This is a genomic window from Polaromonas sp. P1_E12 (assembly GCF_056405975.1).
In genome coordinates this window covers 72,783-88,466 of sequence record NZ_JBFUBB010000006.1, presented here as the reverse complement: position 1 = coordinate 88,466, position 15,684 = coordinate 72,783, and the positions used below count along the sequence as shown (strand labels likewise).

At 57.4% G+C, this 15,684-nt stretch carries 20 protein-coding genes; 10 read left to right on the top strand and 10 right to left on the bottom strand.

The window, feature by feature from the left end; translation table 11 throughout:
- Nucleotides 1-75: 75 nt before the first annotated feature.
- A complete protein-coding gene (locus tag AC1D13_RS17045) occupies nucleotides 76-2,586 on the bottom strand; it encodes a hypothetical protein (RefSeq protein ID WP_477689976.1) in 2,511 nt (836 codons plus the stop codon).
- Between the two features lie 398 nt (nucleotides 2,587-2,984).
- Between AC1D13_RS17045 and AC1D13_RS17040 the strand changes: the two genes are divergently transcribed.
- The 4 genes from AC1D13_RS17040 to AC1D13_RS17025 are packed head-to-tail and all read left to right on the top strand — an operon-like array spanning nucleotide 2,985 to nucleotide 5,945.
- Nucleotides 2,985-3,260: a DnaJ domain-containing protein gene (locus AC1D13_RS17040; protein ID WP_477689975.1), complete on the top strand. Its 276-nt coding sequence runs from the start codon at nucleotides 2,985-2,987 to the stop codon at nucleotides 3,258-3,260.
- A 45-nt stretch (nucleotides 3,261-3,305) separates the two neighbouring features.
- Complete coding sequence (locus tag AC1D13_RS17035) at nucleotides 3,306-3,893, top strand: hypothetical protein (protein WP_477689974.1); 588 nt, start codon at nucleotides 3,306-3,308, stop codon at nucleotides 3,891-3,893.
- Between the two features lie 46 nt (nucleotides 3,894-3,939).
- On the top strand, nucleotides 3,940-4,707 hold the full coding sequence (locus tag AC1D13_RS17030) for a hypothetical protein (protein ID WP_477689973.1): 768 nt from the start codon (nucleotides 3,940-3,942) through the stop codon (nucleotides 4,705-4,707).
- 14 nt (nucleotides 4,708-4,721) lie between these two features.
- Entirely contained in the window at nucleotides 4,722-5,945 is a 1,224-nt protein-coding gene (locus AC1D13_RS17025; protein WP_477689972.1) for a hypothetical protein, read from the top strand.
- 61 nt (nucleotides 5,946-6,006) lie between these two features.
- Here the strand turns inward: AC1D13_RS17025 and AC1D13_RS17020 are convergent, their stop codons facing one another.
- The 6 genes from AC1D13_RS17020 to AC1D13_RS16995 form a co-directional block, all read right to left on the bottom strand.
- The gene (locus tag AC1D13_RS17020) at nucleotides 6,007-6,405 is read right to left on the bottom strand and encodes a hypothetical protein (RefSeq protein WP_477689971.1); all 399 of its coding nucleotides are present in this window, start codon (nucleotides 6,403-6,405) and stop codon (nucleotides 6,007-6,009) included.
- A gap of 2 nt (nucleotides 6,406-6,407) precedes the next feature.
- A complete protein-coding gene (locus AC1D13_RS17015) occupies nucleotides 6,408-6,860 on the bottom strand; it encodes a hypothetical protein (protein WP_477689970.1) in 453 nt (150 codons plus the stop codon).
- Between the two features lie 144 nt (nucleotides 6,861-7,004).
- Complete coding sequence (locus AC1D13_RS17010; protein WP_477689969.1) at nucleotides 7,005-7,472, bottom strand: DUF3592 domain-containing protein; 468 nt, start codon at nucleotides 7,470-7,472, stop codon at nucleotides 7,005-7,007.
- Between the two features lie 130 nt (nucleotides 7,473-7,602).
- Complete coding sequence (locus tag AC1D13_RS17005) at nucleotides 7,603-7,992, bottom strand: hypothetical protein (RefSeq protein WP_477689968.1); 390 nt, start codon at nucleotides 7,990-7,992, stop codon at nucleotides 7,603-7,605.
- A gap of 67 nt (nucleotides 7,993-8,059) precedes the next feature.
- Entirely contained in the window at nucleotides 8,060-8,587 is a 528-nt protein-coding gene (locus tag AC1D13_RS17000) for a hypothetical protein (protein ID WP_477689967.1), read from the bottom strand.
- Nucleotides 8,588-8,665: 78 nt separating this feature from the next.
- Nucleotides 8,666-9,013 (bottom strand): hypothetical protein, encoded by a 348-nt coding sequence (locus AC1D13_RS16995; RefSeq protein ID WP_477689966.1) that lies wholly within the window; start codon nucleotides 9,011-9,013, stop codon nucleotides 8,666-8,668.
- Nucleotides 9,014-9,331: 318 nt separating this feature from the next.
- Here AC1D13_RS16995 and AC1D13_RS16990 point away from each other — a divergent pair, with 318 nt between their 5' ends.
- The 6 genes from AC1D13_RS16990 to AC1D13_RS16965 all read left to right on the top strand — a co-directional run bounded on the left by AC1D13_RS16990 (nucleotide 9,332) and on the right by AC1D13_RS16965 (nucleotide 12,375).
- Entirely contained in the window at nucleotides 9,332-9,625 is a 294-nt protein-coding gene (locus AC1D13_RS16990) for a hypothetical protein (protein ID WP_477689965.1), read from the top strand.
- Between the two features lie 60 nt (nucleotides 9,626-9,685).
- Nucleotides 9,686-9,910: a DUF2188 domain-containing protein gene (locus AC1D13_RS16985; protein WP_477648033.1), complete on the top strand. Its 225-nt coding sequence runs from the start codon at nucleotides 9,686-9,688 to the stop codon at nucleotides 9,908-9,910.
- Between the two features lie 114 nt (nucleotides 9,911-10,024).
- The gene (locus AC1D13_RS16980) at nucleotides 10,025-10,516 is read left to right on the top strand and encodes a VOC family protein (protein ID WP_477666150.1); all 492 of its coding nucleotides are present in this window, start codon (nucleotides 10,025-10,027) and stop codon (nucleotides 10,514-10,516) included.
- A gap of 310 nt (nucleotides 10,517-10,826) precedes the next feature.
- Complete coding sequence (locus AC1D13_RS16975) at nucleotides 10,827-11,042, top strand: glycine zipper 2TM domain-containing protein (protein ID WP_477666151.1); 216 nt, start codon at nucleotides 10,827-10,829, stop codon at nucleotides 11,040-11,042.
- 83 nt (nucleotides 11,043-11,125) lie between these two features.
- Nucleotides 11,126-11,977 (top strand): alpha/beta fold hydrolase, encoded by an 852-nt coding sequence (locus tag AC1D13_RS16970; RefSeq protein WP_477689964.1) that lies wholly within the window; start codon nucleotides 11,126-11,128, stop codon nucleotides 11,975-11,977.
- Between the two features lie 41 nt (nucleotides 11,978-12,018).
- Entirely contained in the window at nucleotides 12,019-12,375 is a 357-nt protein-coding gene (locus AC1D13_RS16965) for a nuclear transport factor 2 family protein (RefSeq protein WP_477689963.1), read from the top strand.
- A gap of 45 nt (nucleotides 12,376-12,420) precedes the next feature.
- Here the strand turns inward: AC1D13_RS16965 and AC1D13_RS16960 are convergent, their stop codons facing one another.
- The 3 genes from AC1D13_RS16960 to AC1D13_RS16950 form a co-directional block, all read right to left on the bottom strand.
- The gene (locus AC1D13_RS16960) at nucleotides 12,421-13,518 is read right to left on the bottom strand and encodes a VWA domain-containing protein (protein ID WP_477666154.1); all 1,098 of its coding nucleotides are present in this window, start codon (nucleotides 13,516-13,518) and stop codon (nucleotides 12,421-12,423) included.
- A 21-nt stretch (nucleotides 13,519-13,539) separates the two neighbouring features.
- Complete coding sequence (locus AC1D13_RS16955; protein WP_477689962.1) at nucleotides 13,540-14,520, bottom strand: DUF58 domain-containing protein; 981 nt, start codon at nucleotides 14,518-14,520, stop codon at nucleotides 13,540-13,542.
- Between the two features lie 131 nt (nucleotides 14,521-14,651).
- A complete protein-coding gene (locus tag AC1D13_RS16950) occupies nucleotides 14,652-15,674 on the bottom strand; it encodes an AAA family ATPase (RefSeq protein ID WP_457279536.1) in 1,023 nt (340 codons plus the stop codon).
- Between the last annotated feature and the right edge of the window lie 10 nt (nucleotides 15,675-15,684).

Below are 15,684 nucleotides of genomic sequence, written 5' to 3'. Positions count from 1 at the left end.
GGTGGATACCAGTACCTTACGCGCGGGTTAGGTTGGTCCGTGGTGCAAGTGCGCCATATGCTGCTCGACGGGGCGTCACTTATAAGTTGTCCCCCCGTTCCCGCGTGCGTGAGGCTGCTTCTTCGCGCTCTTGAGGACGGCGGATCGTTCTCGCGCAAAGTCAAGTTTTGCCCTAGCGGTGAACATTTCGCTTTCAGGCATTCCGAGAGAGTAGCTTTCTCTTTCATTACTTTCCTCTTTGCCGAGGTAGCTAATAAAATTCTCGACTCGCTCTAGTCGGACCTTTATCCGTTCAATTCTCTCTCCTCTACTGAACAAGGCGTACTCCCTTTTAGCAGCATCAGCGAGATAGTTACTGGTCTGCTGATCGAAGATGCCGCAGTCTGTACATATGAGATCGAGGTATGTGAAGTAGAACGCAAGATCATTGAAGATATACAACCCGTAGTTGGTGATCTTTACTAAATCAACTGAGGGTGAATAGAAATCTAAGCGATTGTTTGCCTCAATAAAACCATGCTTTAGCAAGACGTCGAGATTTCGTTCGAAATCTTCAATCATGTTGAAGGTGTCCGCAAAATAACTGCGTAACTCTGCAACAGAGAAATATGAAGGAGCAGAGATATCCACACCCTTCGAAATTTTCCTGAGAATCCTCAGACTAGTGAAATGAGACCCGTGTCGAGGCGAGCGAAGTTGATAAATATTTGGTATATCACTTAGATTCTCATCATAAAAATAACGTGTTGGCACCATCACCGGTTTGATGACCTGATGGATCTTAAATGTCCAGTGTCCCGTGCCAATCATTTCTTCCACATTTGTGTACCCGGAAAGTAGAAAGCTACTAAAAAGATCCAGAGATAGCCTTATGTCGCCGTGTGCACATGCGGTTAGAAAATTATTTAATGGAGAGACATCGTTAGAAAACTCGCGACTCAAAATATTCAAGTACTTGATGCAGTCGATCTTGGAGCCGGCCATTGAACTTATCTCAGGGTTGTCTGCGCCCTCGTTGTTTAGCAACTTCACCGCATAGTCCAAGCGTTTCTTGAACACCTCCGCTGGCTTGGGCGAACTTATGTGAAAACCGGATTTTTGAAAAGCGTCCAATACCCCATGGATTTTGGAATCGTAAAACCGCTCTTCTCGCATTGAAATTAGCACAATGCAGTTGAGCTCCCTGGATATTTCTTGCGCTGAGGTGAAGCAAAAATCCTGAATCGCTGAAGAGTATTGGTCAGTGTTGTCTACTGCAACAATTACTCCTCGGTCATGATGACCCCAATATTCCATGAGCCGCTTCGCGCAATACAACTTATCTGACTTCCATTCAGAAATTAACTTGTTAAGGTGAAGGTTGTATTGCTCTGAGGCAGAGTCGAGACCAGACAGATCTTGCCGTTTGGCCGTTTCAAATCGATCACTAAAGAGTTTGTCAATTAACTCCTGGCGATCAGATTTAAGGATTTGATCTCGATCCAAAGTTAAGACGAGGCTGTCCCAAATGGTCTTCCTAATAACTTCCTCATTCTCTGGGGTTTTCAGCAGATCTATAACAGAAATGACTGCGTGATCTAGCAACCATTTTGGCGGATTGTGGTGCAAGAGCCTTTTGATAAAAGTCGACTTCCCCGAACCCTTACCGCCGAACAGTACTAGAACCTCTCCTTGTCTCCTGTGCTTTAGATTTTTTGCGATACGTCCACCGAGACGACCACCTTTTCCCGTGTCTTCTAGTTGCTGAACTCCGTAGCCTTCAAAGTATGGTGTTAACGAGTCCTGTATGAGAGTACGCATCCCCTCAAAGGTGCCGTGATACTCTCGTTGAGAGACGTAGCATTTGTCCATAAAGTCTCTATCGTCATCGCCAATAACGCCAAAGTACTTTTTTACTATTGGCCTCAACCCGGTTGCTAAACGATTCGCAGTTATTGGGTGAGCGTAGGATGCGATTTTCTCTTTTGGGAAGAAGATGCTACGGTCCTTAGGGTGAGCACTTGTGAGGAGTACCGGCAGCGACGAATGTTCGGTCACGGCTATGAACGAAAAATTGTTCACGGCCTTGGTGTATTCGGCAACAAAAAAGTCGAGGCGCCGCACTACAAATGCTTGAAGACTGTCCCACTTAGTCCCTTTCTCGAATGTCTTGAAGAATATCCATTCGTGACCATTTGTGATGCAAGCATATTCACAACCCAACTCATAGCAATACTGTCTTACCTGCGTTACGGCGTTCTTGATGTTTTCATCGGAGATGAGTTTTTTGATTGATATGAAGCCTGAAGTCTCGTCGTTGCTATAGGCAACTGGGATCTCAAAGAAGACGCCTTCTTTTTTTGCCTCGATCACCATCAATGCGTCGCCATTTCCTTTTTTTAGGATGAAATCTGCGAACCCGGGATGTACGTACTCCTCGTGAAAGACACGATTTCTGGGCCAATGCAGAAAATCGTGAAGAACGAAATCGATAATCTTGTGTCGAGTGTTTGCCTCGTTATGGCTTCGACTCTTAGATTCATCGATGACGATCTGCATCGAAGCAATTTCATCTTTTCCCGAATTTGGGGCAAGCGGTTGGCTCATCTCTACTCCTCAATTCAGCGGAGTGTATAACTGAGTGGCTCGTGGTAGTGGATTTTTGATCTTCTAGCAACTCATGCTAGGTCTGTCATACCCCAATTAAAGGGGTTCCCGAACATCCTGCCTTCTGGAGTTGCGAAGACGTTGCCGAAGTTGACGATGGGTGACGCCGGCCCGAAGGTCTTTTCGCGCACCACCGCCGCCATCTCGGACCCCTGCGGCCCGGCCTGCGGTCGCAAGTGCTAAATAAGGCCATTACCGCTCGCTAGCCCTGCATGGCCCCAGACAGGCATAATCCTTGCTCCCTCCGCCGCGTGCGCAGGCGAATCCCCCTCAGTACGTGAGCCCTTCAACATGCCGTGCAGCTCCCTGCCTGCGGTCCAGGACACAGCCACCTTCGCATGACTGATCTCTACACCGCCCTTGGGCTGGACAGCGCCGCAACGCTGGCCGATGTCAAAAAAGCCTTTCGCCAGAAAGCCTCTTTCTGGCACCCGGACAAAAATGCCAACCCCGAGGCGCCCGAACGTTTCAGGGCGGTGCAGCAGGCCTATGAGGTGCTGTCGGATGCGGACAAGCGCCAGGCTTATGACGACAACCGCCGCCGCAACCTGCTCGACAGCCCGATAGACACGGCGCGTGCCATCTGGGCCGACTATTTCAACCCGCTACTGTGACCCTTGCTGACCCAAAGAAGAACACCCCATGAAAAACCCGGCAGCATGAGCGTCTCCCCCTATTTCCTCGACCTGCGCTCGGCCTACCAGTCCGAGATGGATGACCTGCGATTCGACTCTGAGGGGCGTGACGTGCTGCACCAGCGCCTGGCTGGCAAACGCGCGGAGATGGCCTTTCTGGTCCAGATGATGGACACCAGCCCCGAGATGGTGGCGGTGGTGTTTCACCAGGGTTTTGATTTCACGGAAAAGGCCGTGATGGAACACCTGCTCGGCCACGATAGCCACGACGCCGATGGCTTTCCGGCCTGGAACAGCCTGGCAGGTGGCTTTGTGCTGGCCCCCTGGGCCCAGGACCTGGCGCACATCGTCCTGCAGGCGCCCGGCGGAGATAAATTTTTGACGCTGACCGCGGGGCTGGAATACATGGCCGGTCTGCCGGTGGCCGCGTCGATGGTGAACGCCGAAGCAGATGGTGACGGCGATGACGACGAAGACAGTGATGAGAATGGTGACGGCGCCCCGGTAATGTTTGAGGGCGATGACGATCGTGAGCAAAGCGCCGATGCCCGGGCACGCCACGAGGCAGGTTCCGACTGGCTGGTCCAGCAGGGCTTTGACGCCAAAGACTGATGCAAGCAAGCCACCAAGCAAGCATGACCTGGAAGGTAAAACCCTGATGACGAACCATCTCGCCCTGATTGAAAAAACCCAAAGCCTGATTGCGGCCGGCGACATCGTCGGCGCCGAGGCCGCGCTGGTCGGGCTGGCCGACGCCGAAGGTGATGCAGCGCTGATGGTGGTGCTGGAGCAGTTGCCGCCCAAGGACGTCCTGGCCGTCATTCGCGAATACGACAACTCTCGCGAGTCGGTGGTCAGCCTGCTGGTCACGCCCGCGCAGTTTGCCCGCGCCGTGGTGATTGAAAAGCTCTACAAGGACCTGACCCGCACGCACCTGCGCGGCATGGTCAATGCGGTGATCTTCCGGGAGGACGCGGACCCGCTGGAATTTCTCACCGCGATCGGCGATCTGGACGGCGGCAGCGAAGCCCTCGCCGATTATTTTTCAGACCAGTGGAGCCGTGTCGAGGCCTTTGCGCGCAGCGGCAGCTTTGAGCTGGCCGACGAGTACGGCAAGATGCTGTCCCAGTCCGCGCTGCTGGCCTCGGCCTACGAAAGGCCGCGTGTCCAGCTGGATGAAATCGCCGACCAGGACTGGATGCAGCTCGCCTGGCTGCTGCGTTATGAACTGCCGGACCTGTTTATTGAAATGCTGATGGTGCTGCGCGCCAAGGGCAGTGCCCACAAGGCGATAACTTCCGAAGGCGATGAGGAAGACGAGAACGAGGACGATGCGCAGGACGACGGCAAGGTCGAGACCGGCGACACCGATCGCGGCAAGGCCACACCGACGGCGCGCGAGTCCGACGAGGAATCAGCGATCTGAACTTGCAAACGCCCATGTCTTCGCCTTCCGCCATCTCGCTCTACGATACGCGCGCCTTTTTTGAAAAGGCGCTGCAGTACGGCGTGCAGCACGGCATCATCGGTGCCGAAAAAATCGAAGCCATGCGGGTCGAAGGCCCCAAAGGCATGGTGCAGATCGCGCGTTATTTCGGCAATGAGTTCCTGCGCCCGGACCTTGAAAAAGCCCGCGATCGCATGGTGAACCTGATCAGTCTGTACCTCGAAAACTCCTGCCAGGGTGACCTGCAGCAGGCGGCTGAATCGCTGCGCGATTTCTCGCTGCTGTCACGTTCCAAGGGCGGCTCGGACATGCTCAAAGCCCTGATCGCCATGCCGCAAAACAGCCACTTCGGCATGAATGAACGCAGCGGCTTCACCGACGAGCACATTCCGCTGCTGGCCAAATGGTCGCTGCGCAACCTGGCCGACTACCAGGCCGAACTTGCCCGGCGCAGCCAGGTGGCGCAGGTGGTGGATGCTGCCGTCTGGCTTGCCGGCGAGCTGGGCATGGACGCGGCCGAACTCGATGATGCGGGTGCGGATGCCGAAGCGGTGATTCGCACCGCCTTGCTGGTTCTGGCGACGGGCCGCACCGAGATGCCCGACTGGGTCGCGTTCGAGAAGATGATTGCCGCCTTGCGCAAAAAGCACGGGGCCGTTCCGCCTGTGGTTGCGGCTGCGCTACCGCTCGCCGTCCCGAAAAAGCTGTCTGCCCACCTTCGGGATGTGGTCGAGGCGGTGCGGCAGTCCGTGATGGCCGACGCGCCCAAAATACTCGATCCGGCCTTGCCGACGCGCCAGCTGTTTGACCGCAGCCCGGCCTTCATGGGCCGGTACTTCTGGGTGGAAGACGGGCTGAACGAGGTCGATCACCATGACCGTCAGGCATCCGCCGTGTGGAGCAAGGTGACCGGTGGCAATGCGGACGATGGTTCACTGTTGACCCTGTTTCTATGCGTAGCCGCCGGTTCCGCACCCAAGACCCTGCTGACCGGGAAAAGCGCCGCAACCCTGCTGCGCAAGATCCGCAAATCCGGTTTCAAGCCCGAGCTGGCCCACCAGTACATCGTGGACCACGCGCCGGTGCAGCACCAGGACGCCTACGCCAGCTTGTGGGATGACTTTGTAGAAGAGGCGCAGGCCGCGCTGCAAAGCGATGCCGTCCATGCGCTACACGACGCGCTGGCCCTGCTGCGGCGGGAATGCCACGTGCAATAGGCGGTTTGTGCCTGCGATGATGGGAACGCGGGTTTTATATGTTTCCTTCGTGCCGCGAGGCTTAGCGGACTTTGACCAGCCTGATCTCCTTGGCGTGGCGTGAATTCACGACTTTCAAGCGCAGCTGTTGCTTGTTGGAGTCAGCGAAGGTTGCGACAAACTCTTCAGGTGGGCCCGGGGTAACGCCCTGCACATCTGCAAGCACCAGGTTTCCTTTCGAGATGCTCCACCGCTTCTGGAAGTCAGACGACTTGTAGTACTTGACCAGGCTGCCATCGGCATTAATCAGCAGCGACTTGACGCCCTGCAACTCGTGATTCTCGGTAGAGTTTTCAACCTCCCAGCGCCCCAATAAATCGCCTGATGCGGCCGCTTCAGTGCTTGAGGACGCGGTGGCAAACCCGGTGCCAACGAACGTCGCGAAGCTGATGTGCAAAAAGTTCCGTTTAGAGCATTTCATATCTATCTTTTATTTGGTGGCCGACGTTTGCCCAGCAAGGACAGGAGTGCAAAAAAAGCCAGAGGCGTAAGAGCGAGCGCAGCGAGCCTGAGGTTCATGATTTGGAGCGTGGGCTGCGTCGCCCCGGAGCGTTGGCGTTCCAGTTGCAATCTGGCACGCTGCTCCAGAGAGACGCACGACGTTGCCTGTTCGCCCGGATAAAACATGGAGATAGGCTCTTGAGCCTTGCGATCCCACCAAACAACGATCGGCAGTTGCAACGAAGGATGAAAAGCCTGAAGGTCCGGCTCAATCGAGGGAAGGAGCTGGTTCAACAGCAACGGACATGGCCTTGAGAGTGCGTCCTGAAAGGTAGGCGCTTTTAGATAGGTATGTAACGTGAGCACAAAAACTATTACAGCCCAGGCCACAGATGCGATGAGGCCTGCGCCGAGAAGTCGAGATCCATGTTTCAACGTGTTGTCTCCGGCAGTATGGGGAAATGTGCACCGCACAATTTTTCTGCGGGTGAATCCACCCAGTGTTCGGCATTGAATGTTTTATCGTTCATTTTTCCGTTGAAATTGCAAATGACTTCTAGAGGCTGGCGCATGGATGAGTCAGACAGCATTCTTTTTCTTGCGGCGCAGCCACCCAAGTGGCCAGGCAAAGCCGAGGGCGATGGGCAAGGCGATACCCAGCGAAAGAACGGCAGACAGGAACAAGGCGCGTCCAACACTATCCCGCTTGTCCCGCAGGTCGTAGTAGCGCCGCAGCGTGGCAACCGACGGCTTGCGCGTATCGTAAGCCACTTCTACATTGGCCTGGGCGGCGTACTGCAGGGCACCGTTTTCATCTGTCGATGATGTACTTGTGCGATATGCCACGCCGTCGACGACGTATTTAAAGTGAACCCGGTATGAGTCTCTGCGCTTTCCGGATGTCTTGGTCATGCCATCCATCTTGGCAGGGGCAAAGCCCGGAGAATTGGCAACTGAGGTCATCGTCTCAACCCGCTTTTTTTCTTCCGAGCCGAATAGATAGAACACACCCGAAAAGATCACCAAAAGAAGTGCAATAAATTTCATACTTAAACCGGATAACGTGGCACTGAATATAACTAAAGTACAGCGAAAAAATGGCTGGATCGATCATGCACCAAGAATGTGGCATCCAAAACAGACTTGCCGACATTGAGCGACCTGTCAGACATGGCTTTCAAAGCTTGGGATCCGGAAATGGCAGCGAATCTTGCGAGCTGCTCGGCTGGGCCACCCACTTATTACCGCGGCGGTAAAAATCTGCCTGGGTTTCAGAACTTCCAGCCCCGATTTTCAATAACACCGAGCAGGCGATTTGACCTTGATGCTTGGCATCAACAGCCGGGATGCAGGTGCCGAGCTTGAGTTCGGCAGTTTTGTACTCCTGCATTTCCATCATCAGAAGGAATGCTTGCGTAGCCTCTTCGGCGCCGGGCAATACGAGTGCAGTGGCAGCGGCGGGTGCGGTGGCGGGCACTGCGGGTGGGATGACAGCGGCAGGTGGAGACGATGTCTCGCTGCAAGCGGAGCAAAGAAGCAATGTTGACAAGATGACTGTGTAGCGCATGAAGAAATTCTCCGCCTCCTCAATATGAACGAGTGCACGTAACCGGCTCGGCTGTACTCTTGCCAGATTACTCCGATACAAAGTCGGCTTTGGCCAGCTCCAAAACAATGCGGTCGGTAAATATTTGGGCAGTTTGCTCTGCAGTCTTGGACTCGCCAAAACTACCGTCCGAAATTCGCGCAATCCAGGGTTGTTTTGTTCGGTCGCTAGTTTGAATGCTGACTTCTAATAGGATGCGCGGGGTGGTATTCGTCTCGCCCCAACCGGCTGTTGGCCTCAAAGAAATAATTACATCCGATCCCGCGACGACGCCTTTTTTCTGCAAGGCGCTTGCAAGTTGAGGAGGAACATGGTTCTCAACCGCCTTTGTTATTCGCTCAATTTGATTCATGGCGTTCTTCAAAGCCGCCTCTTTAGTTTGATTTGAATAAACTTTATAAGTTATTGCCACTTCGGCAGGTCTGCTAAACACGATCCTGGCGCTCTTCATGCGCTCGTTGACCACCGGATTGTTGGCTACGTATAACGTCGGTGGAGCGCAGCTCGCTAGGCAGAAGCTGGTTAAAAGAATGGCACATCTGATTTTAGAAAACACATCATCTCCCAATAGTCGTTTTTAGTCAGGGTTAGCGGGCGAAGAGGGGCTTCGGCGCGGGGGCGGCAGAGCGGGAAGTCATTGGGCGAGATTTTTTCGCGCACATGATTCGATAACAGGCTGTGCACGCTTTTCGAATACACCCCATTCGGCACGCTTATCCACTAAGGAGAACTCGTAAGCAGTCCGCCAATCCAGCAACGTCATCGATGCCCTCAAAGAGGCAAATACGCAGCTGCAATAGGACGTCACGGCCGCAATTGGCCGGCTGCCCTCAGCCCGCCCTTTAGCAACACAATCCGATTCCTGCTTAGCTTGGTAGTCCACAATTTGGGTCAGAGTGACATCTTCTGGCCACTTCTGGGCATGAGCGGCGTTGGCGGCCGCAAACGTGAAGAACGCTAGGTGAAAAGCAAATCGATACACGGTACTCCCCCTTGTATGTATAGATCGATTCTAGGGCTGCAACCTTGCAGTTGCCTCATCAATATGGGCGAGTTCAGCCGATTTCGTTGTGGTTGACCATCGCGGCCCGTAACCCGCCCGAAAGCCGTGGTCATCAAATGCTTCCAACGCCTTCGCGCCCCGCAGCAACTGGCTCGCGTCTTACAGCTGCCAGTTCGATACCCTTACAAAGCAGCCGCTGAAGTCAGGGTGCAATAGCCTCAACCGCTTGTCGGCTGTGCGACAGCCCCCGTCGAGCCCGTGGCAAATGCCACTCATCTGTCTCGAAGGGGAATCAACATGTCAACCAAAGAGCGCAAGGAATGGCGCAGAAGTTTTACGGAAACCATCATGGGCCTGGCCGGAGGCACGGTCGATGTGCTCGAGGCGGCAATCTGGGCGATGGAGGCCCAGCATGCGCAGGGCCATCGCGATCCGCAAGAGGCGGCGTACGAACAGTTCAAGAACGTTGCGATGCCGATACCGGCAAACCGCAACGGGCCCCAGGACGAGCCCATGCCTACGCTGGCCACGACCCCGGAATTTTTTCAGCACCAACCTGCTGAAAGTCGACTTGATGCCGGCAATCCATAGGCGCCGTCCTACAGCGGAGTTTCGAACCCCGCCAATACGATGGCTTTTTTTGGAGACCGTATGGACAACTATCACATCAAGACGCACAACGGCCACTGGGACCTGACCCGGCAGGGCGCCGACCGCGCGGCCATCAGCAAGCCCACGAAGGCGGAGATTCTGGAGGCAACGCGAGAGTTCATGGTGGGCAAAACCGCTTCGGTCAAAATCCACCGCGCCGACGGAACGTTCGAAGAAGAGCGGACCTATCCAGGCTCTGCTGACCCTTCCAGGTCGAAAGGCTAGGAACAGCCAGGAACCGGCGCCGGGACCCTTGGCCCCGGCTTCCGAAATTGAATACGATGGGAGTCCTTTGCACTCTGGCGGGCGCCGGGTGCCCAACCTTTCAGGAGACACGACATGGCCAGCAAAAAGACCAGCAAGAACACGATCTGCCTGTGGTACGACGGTGGCGCCGTTGAGGCCGCAAACTTCTATGCCAAGACCTTCCCCGACAGCACTGTGGGCAAACTCTTTTATGCACCGGGCGACTACCCCGACGGCAAGCAGGGGGACGTGCTCACGGTCGAGTTCACCGTCGCCGGCATTCCCTGCATCGGGCTGAACGGTGGCCCGCTCTTCAAGCATAACGAGTCATTCTCTTTTCAGATTGCCACCGATGACCAGGCTGAAACCGACCGCTTGTGGAACGCGATCGTCAGCAATGGGGGGCAGGAAAGCGAATGCGGCTGGTGCAAGGACAAGTGGGGCCTGTCATGGCAGATCACCCCGCGCGCGCTCACTGATGGGATAGCCGACCCCGACCCCAAAGTGGCCAAGCGCGTGTTCGACGCGATGATGACCATGAAAAAGATTGACGTCGCCGCGATAGAGGCGGCACGACGGGGCTGAGACGCTTGATGGGATGACGCGCGTTTGCGTCCCGCTGCGTGTGCGCTCCTGTTCAGGTTTGAGAAGTGGTCCGGGCGGGATTTGCATGCGAAATTTCCTCCGGAGGTACCGGGCGTAGTACGTACCGATATCGGGAGTTCGTCCTACACCGCAGAACCCGCAGCCTCCTAGCATGAAGACACCAGCAATGAAAAGCCACCCCGGCGTGCAGCCGGTAACCGTGTGCGATTCATTCACGTGAAGAGGGTCTGGCGGCGTGATCAAGCGGCATTTGCTCTTCACTTTCATTAACGTTCTCAAGGAGACTGAAATGATTGGAATCAAACAAACTGCGCTTTGTGCGGTAGTGCTTGCCGGTCTGGCGGGCTGTAGTGGCATGACGACTCAGGAGAAAAACACCGCCATCGGCGCCGGTGTAGGCGGTGTGGCCGGCGCGGCTCTTACGGGTGGCAGCGCCTTGGGGACCGTAGGCGGCGCCGCAGTCGGCGGTGTGATCGGGCACGAGGTCAGCAAACCGAAGAGGTAAACCGGTCCTCGTTCACAGAACGACTCGCACGCGCGTGAGTGTCCTTGTTGGCGCTCCATGCGCGTGCATTCGTACATTGCCGTATGCGCGTCGACACCGTAGAGCATGAAGGCCTGAGCCTGGGCCTGCTGGCGGCGGGTGATTCCGCCAAGCCCGCGATTATGCTACTGCACGGCTGGCCTCACTGCAAGGAAGTCTATGCACCGGTGGTCGATGCGCTTGCCACCGAACATTTTGTCCTGGTCTTTGACTTGCCGGCGATTGGCGATTCGCGCGGTGCGCCGCCTTCCGCCGAAAAAACCATCCTGGCAGATATCGTCGTCAGTGCAGCAGAACGCGCCGGCGCGCGCTCAATGGTGGTGGCTGGCTTTGATGTCGGCGGGATGATCGCCTATGCAGCCGCACGCGACCACGGGCACCGCATCGCGGGGGCTGTGGTCATGAATACCGTCATCCCCGGCATAGATCCCTGGGAAAAGGTGCTGTCGGATCCTCGCATCTGGCACTTTGCATTTCAAGCGCTGCCGGAGCTGCCGGAGCTCCTGGTTTCAGGCCACCAGCGTACCTACTTTGATTTTTTCACGGACTTCCTGGCGGGCAACAAGGAGGCCGTGACTGAAGCACATCGCGCCGCGTTTGCGCGCGCCTATGAGCGTCCCGAGGCGCTCAAGGCCGGCTTCGACTGGTACCGCACCCTGCAGGCCGATGCCCAGCACAACAGCAGGCACAAGAACATCGAAACACCGATGCTCTACCTCCGCGGCGACGCCGACGGACGTTCACCGGACGACTACCTACCCGCCTTGAAGACCGCTGGCGCCAGGCGCATCAAAGGCGAGGTGCTGCGCGGCAGCGGCGAATTCGCGCCGCTGGAGGTCCCTGAAGCCTTCACGCAGGCACTGACTTCGTTCGCGAAGGAATGCCAGAAGCATTGAACGGGTAGAACTGCGGCAAGTCTCAAAGAAGGGATTTTTTGATGTCAGAGAGGAACAGAGAGATTCTGAAGAAGGCCAACGCGGCTATCGCCGAAGGCGACGTTGAAGGATTCCTGAAGTTCTGCACGGAAGATTCGGAATGGATTTTTGTCGGCGACAGGACGATCAAAGGGAAAGAGGCCGTTCGCCAATGGATGATGACCGCGTACCAGGAGCCACCGAAGTTTGAAGTCCATCACATGATCGCGGAGCACGACTTTGTCGCGGCGCTTGGGGAGATCACCTTGAAGGACGAAGAGGGGAAGGCGGTCCGCCATGCCTACTGTGATGTCTGGCGCTTTCGGGATGGCAAGATGGCCGGGCTGCGGGCCTTTGTCGTCAAGGCTGGGGCGACCTGATCTGATCACTTTTGCGTCGTAATCGCTGCTTGCGCGGGCTTTCTCTCAAAGAATCCGGTTAAACCACAGCAGCGACAAGCTGGCCGACACCAGCGCCAGCACGGCGGCAAGAAGCGCCAGCAATCCCGAGACCTCGGTTTCTTTTTTCTCAATCGCCAGACGTGAACTGAGGGTTTCATACACCTTCTTCAGGTCGGCCGCCGTACCTGCGTAAAAGTACTCGGCTTGTGTTGCCCGGGCAATGCCTTTGAGGGTTTCCTCGTCGAGCTTGACGCGCATGGACCAGCCTTCAAAACCAATCGTTTCCCCATCCACCGTACCCACACCGACGGTGTAGATGCGAACGCCACGGTCTGCTGCGAGCTTGGCGGCGTCGATGGAATCTACGCCGGTGGTGCGCTGGCCGTCGGTCAGCAGGATGATGGCGGCCGAGGTGTAGGAGCCGGGGGCGACTGGGGTGAATTCTTTTTTGGCGTTCTTGTCGGGGTTCAGGGCCTGGTCAAGCGATGTGCCGCGGGGCTTTTCCCTTCCGTACTGCATGGAGGCGATGTCGATGCCTGCGTCGGGGAACAGCTCGGCCAGCGACACGACGATGCCATTGCCGATGGCGGTGCCGCGCTGCAACTGGAATTTGTCAATCGCTGCCGTCAGGTCTTCGCGGCTGAGGGTGGGCTGCTGCACGACGGCGGCGGTGCCGGCAAAGGCGACGATGCCGACGCGTACATTGCGCGGCAAATCGGCCAGAAAAGCCTTGGCGGCGTTTTGTGCGGCCACCAGGCGGTTGGGCTGGACGTCGGTGGCGCGCATGCTGCCTGAGACGTCCATGGCGAGGATGATGGTTTCACGTTGTGAAGGCAGGCTGATCACGGCAAAGGGGCGCGATGCCGCCACCAGCATGGCGGCGATGGACAGCAAAAACAGCAGGGGCGGAACATGCCGGCGAAAGCTCTGGCCGCGGCCCATGGCTTCGCGCACGATGGAAAGGCTGGCGTAGCGCAGCGCGATTTTTTTCTTGCGGCGCAGCAGCCACACATACACGGCCACCAGCAGGGGAATGGCCAGCAGCAGCCATAAAAACTCCGGCCAGAGGAAAGTCGGCAGGGGAAGTTTTGACATGAATGAGGTCAACCAGCTGAAGTTCATGGATGTTCCTTGGCGGCTTCTTCAGGCGGCGTGTTTCAGGTGAGCCGGCAGCTTGCCGCCTGCTGCGTTGGCGCCTGATGTACGGCTGCGCCGTTTGCGGAGCTCGGTAAACCGCAGGATGGCGTCAACCAGGTTGTCGTCGGTGGAAAGCTCCAGCGTGTCCACGCCGGCACGCGCCAGCGACTGGCGCAGCTCGGCTTCGCGCTGGGCCGCGATGCGTGCAAAGCGTTTGCGGAAACCCGCGTCGTGGGTGTCGACCAGCAGTTGCTCGCCGGTTTCGACGTCGCGGATGGGAATGAGGCCCAGGTCGGGCAGGTCCAGCTCCAGCGGGTCGAGCAGGCGCACGGCGACCACTTCATGCCGGCGGGCGAGTTGGCCCAGCGGCTTTTCCCAGCCGGGTTCGCTGATGAAGTCGGACACCACAAACACGGTGGAGCGCCGGCGTATGAAGCTGGCCGCGGACTCGAGCAGCTCGTGCAGGCGTGTGGGGCCGAGAAGTGTGGTTTCGGGACGGGCCTGCAAGGTGTGCAGCAAATGCAGCACGTGGTGGCGGCCGCCGCGTGCGGGGATCACGGCATCAACACCGGAGCCATAGAGCATGGCGCCCACGCGGTTGCCGTGGCGTGTCAGCATGCGGGCCAGCACGGCGACAAATTCAGCGGACACATTGCGCTTTCGCAGCTCGCTGGAGCCAAAGTCCATCGAAGGGCTCAGGTCCAGCAGGAACCAGGCGCTCATTTCGCGGTCTTCGGTAAACACGCGCACATGGGGTTGCTCCAGCCGGGCGGTGACGTTCCAGTCGATGTGGCGCACGTCGTCGTGGTGCTGGTACTCACGCAGGTCGGCCAGGTCCATGCCGGTGCCGCGCAGCAAGGTGCGGTAGTCACCCTGCAGCAGGCCGTCAAGCCGACGCAGCACGGTCCACTCCAGCCGGCGCAGCAGTTGTTCTGCGCTCGCTGCTGAAGCGGGTTTCGCCTTGGGTTCGGGCGGCAAGGTTTTCATGTCAGTGACAGGCTTGACGAGGTTTCATGCAAGCCGGGGCCGCGGAACCGGCTTTGCCGGGCCGCAGGCGCAGCGGCCCCCTCGGGGGGCAGGGAGCTACACGCAGTGAGCGACCGTGGGGGCTCATATTTTTAGGCTGCGAGTTTTTCATGCTCTAAGGGTTTTGCTGGGGGCGGGATTTTGGCCATGATCTTCGCGACTAGGCCGTCGGCCGACAGACCTTCAGACAGCGCTTCGTAGGACAGCACCAGCCTGTGGCGCAGCACGTCGGGTACGAGGTCTGTCATGTCTTCGGGCAGGGCGTAGCTGCGTCCGCGCAGCATGGCCAGCGCGCGGGCGCCTTCGGTCAGGTTGATGGTGGCGCGCGGGCTGGCGCCGAAGGTGATGAAGCGCTGCAAGTCTTTCAGGCCGTGCCTGGTCGGGTTGCGTGTGGCCGACACCAGCCGCACGGCGTACTGCACAAGGGACGGGTCAACGTAAATGCGGCGGCATTCGGCCTGCAGCGCGGCCAGCTGTTCGGTGGTGGCCACGGCGCTGACGGCAACGGCTGGGCCGGTCACGCGTTGGACGATGACGAATTCTTCTTCGTCGGTCGGGTAGTCCACCAGTACCTTCATCATGAAGCGGTCGACCTGCGCTTCGGGCAGCGGATAAGTGCCTTCGGTTTCAATCGGGTTTTGCGTGGCCATGACGAGGAAGGGCTCGGGCACTTTGTGGGTGATGCCGGCAATCGTGACCTGGCGTTCCTGCATCACTTCCAGCAGCGCGCTTTGCACCTTGGCGGGCGCGCGGTTGATTTCGTCGGCCAGCAGCAGGTTGGTAAACACCGGCCCGAGCGAGGTGGTGAACTCGCCGGTTTTCTGGTTGTAGATGCGCGTGCCCACCAGGTCAGCCGGCACCAGGTCGGGGGTGAACTGGATGCGCTTGAAATTGCCCTGCACGGTGTTGGCCAGCGTCTTGATGGTCAGCGTCTTGGCCAGGCCGGGAACGCCTTCCACCAGCAAATGCCCCTGCGCCAGGATGGCGACCATGACGCGCTCGAGGAAGCGGTCTTGCCCCACCACCACACGTTTGACTTCATAGAGGATCTGCTCCATCAGCTGCGCGGTGGCGTCATGGCCGGCGGCGGAATGTTCGGGCGTGTGCTGTTCCATGCGTCGATGT

Excerpts from the sequence above, each read along its gene's own strand:
- AC1D13_RS17045 (WP_477689976.1), bottom strand. The coding sequence starts at position 2,586 with ATGAGCCAACCGCTTGCCCCAAATTCGGGAAAAGATGAAATTGCTTCG.
- AC1D13_RS17040 (WP_477689975.1), top strand. The coding sequence starts at position 2,985 with ATGACTGATCTCTACACCGCCCTTGGGCTGGACAGCGCCGCAACGCTG.
- AC1D13_RS17035 (WP_477689974.1), top strand. The coding sequence starts at position 3,306 with ATGAGCGTCTCCCCCTATTTCCTCGACCTGCGCTCGGCCTACCAGTCC.
- AC1D13_RS17030 (WP_477689973.1), top strand. The coding sequence starts at position 3,940 with ATGACGAACCATCTCGCCCTGATTGAAAAAACCCAAAGCCTGATTGCG.
- AC1D13_RS17025 (WP_477689972.1), top strand. The coding sequence starts at position 4,722 with ATGTCTTCGCCTTCCGCCATCTCGCTCTACGATACGCGCGCCTTTTTT.
- AC1D13_RS17020 (WP_477689971.1), bottom strand. The coding sequence starts at position 6,405 with ATGAAATGCTCTAAACGGAACTTTTTGCACATCAGCTTCGCGACGTTC.
- AC1D13_RS17010 (WP_477689969.1), bottom strand. The coding sequence starts at position 7,472 with ATGAAATTTATTGCACTTCTTTTGGTGATCTTTTCGGGTGTGTTCTAT.
- AC1D13_RS17005 (WP_477689968.1), bottom strand. The coding sequence starts at position 7,992 with ATGCGCTACACAGTCATCTTGTCAACATTGCTTCTTTGCTCCGCTTGC.
- AC1D13_RS16990 (WP_477689965.1), top strand. The coding sequence starts at position 9,332 with ATGTCAACCAAAGAGCGCAAGGAATGGCGCAGAAGTTTTACGGAAACC.
- AC1D13_RS16985 (WP_477648033.1), top strand. The coding sequence starts at position 9,686 with ATGGACAACTATCACATCAAGACGCACAACGGCCACTGGGACCTGACC.
- AC1D13_RS16980 (WP_477666150.1), top strand. The coding sequence starts at position 10,025 with ATGGCCAGCAAAAAGACCAGCAAGAACACGATCTGCCTGTGGTACGAC.
- AC1D13_RS16975 (WP_477666151.1), top strand. The coding sequence starts at position 10,827 with ATGATTGGAATCAAACAAACTGCGCTTTGTGCGGTAGTGCTTGCCGGT.
- AC1D13_RS16970 (WP_477689964.1), top strand. The coding sequence starts at position 11,126 with ATGCGCGTCGACACCGTAGAGCATGAAGGCCTGAGCCTGGGCCTGCTG.
- AC1D13_RS16965 (WP_477689963.1), top strand. The coding sequence starts at position 12,019 with ATGTCAGAGAGGAACAGAGAGATTCTGAAGAAGGCCAACGCGGCTATC.
- AC1D13_RS16960 (WP_477666154.1), bottom strand. The coding sequence starts at position 13,518 with ATGAACTTCAGCTGGTTGACCTCATTCATGTCAAAACTTCCCCTGCCG.
- AC1D13_RS16955 (WP_477689962.1), bottom strand. The coding sequence starts at position 14,520 with ATGAAAACCTTGCCGCCCGAACCCAAGGCGAAACCCGCTTCAGCAGCG.
- AC1D13_RS16950 (WP_457279536.1), bottom strand. The coding sequence starts at position 15,674 with ATGGAACAGCACACGCCCGAACATTCCGCCGCCGGCCATGACGCCACC.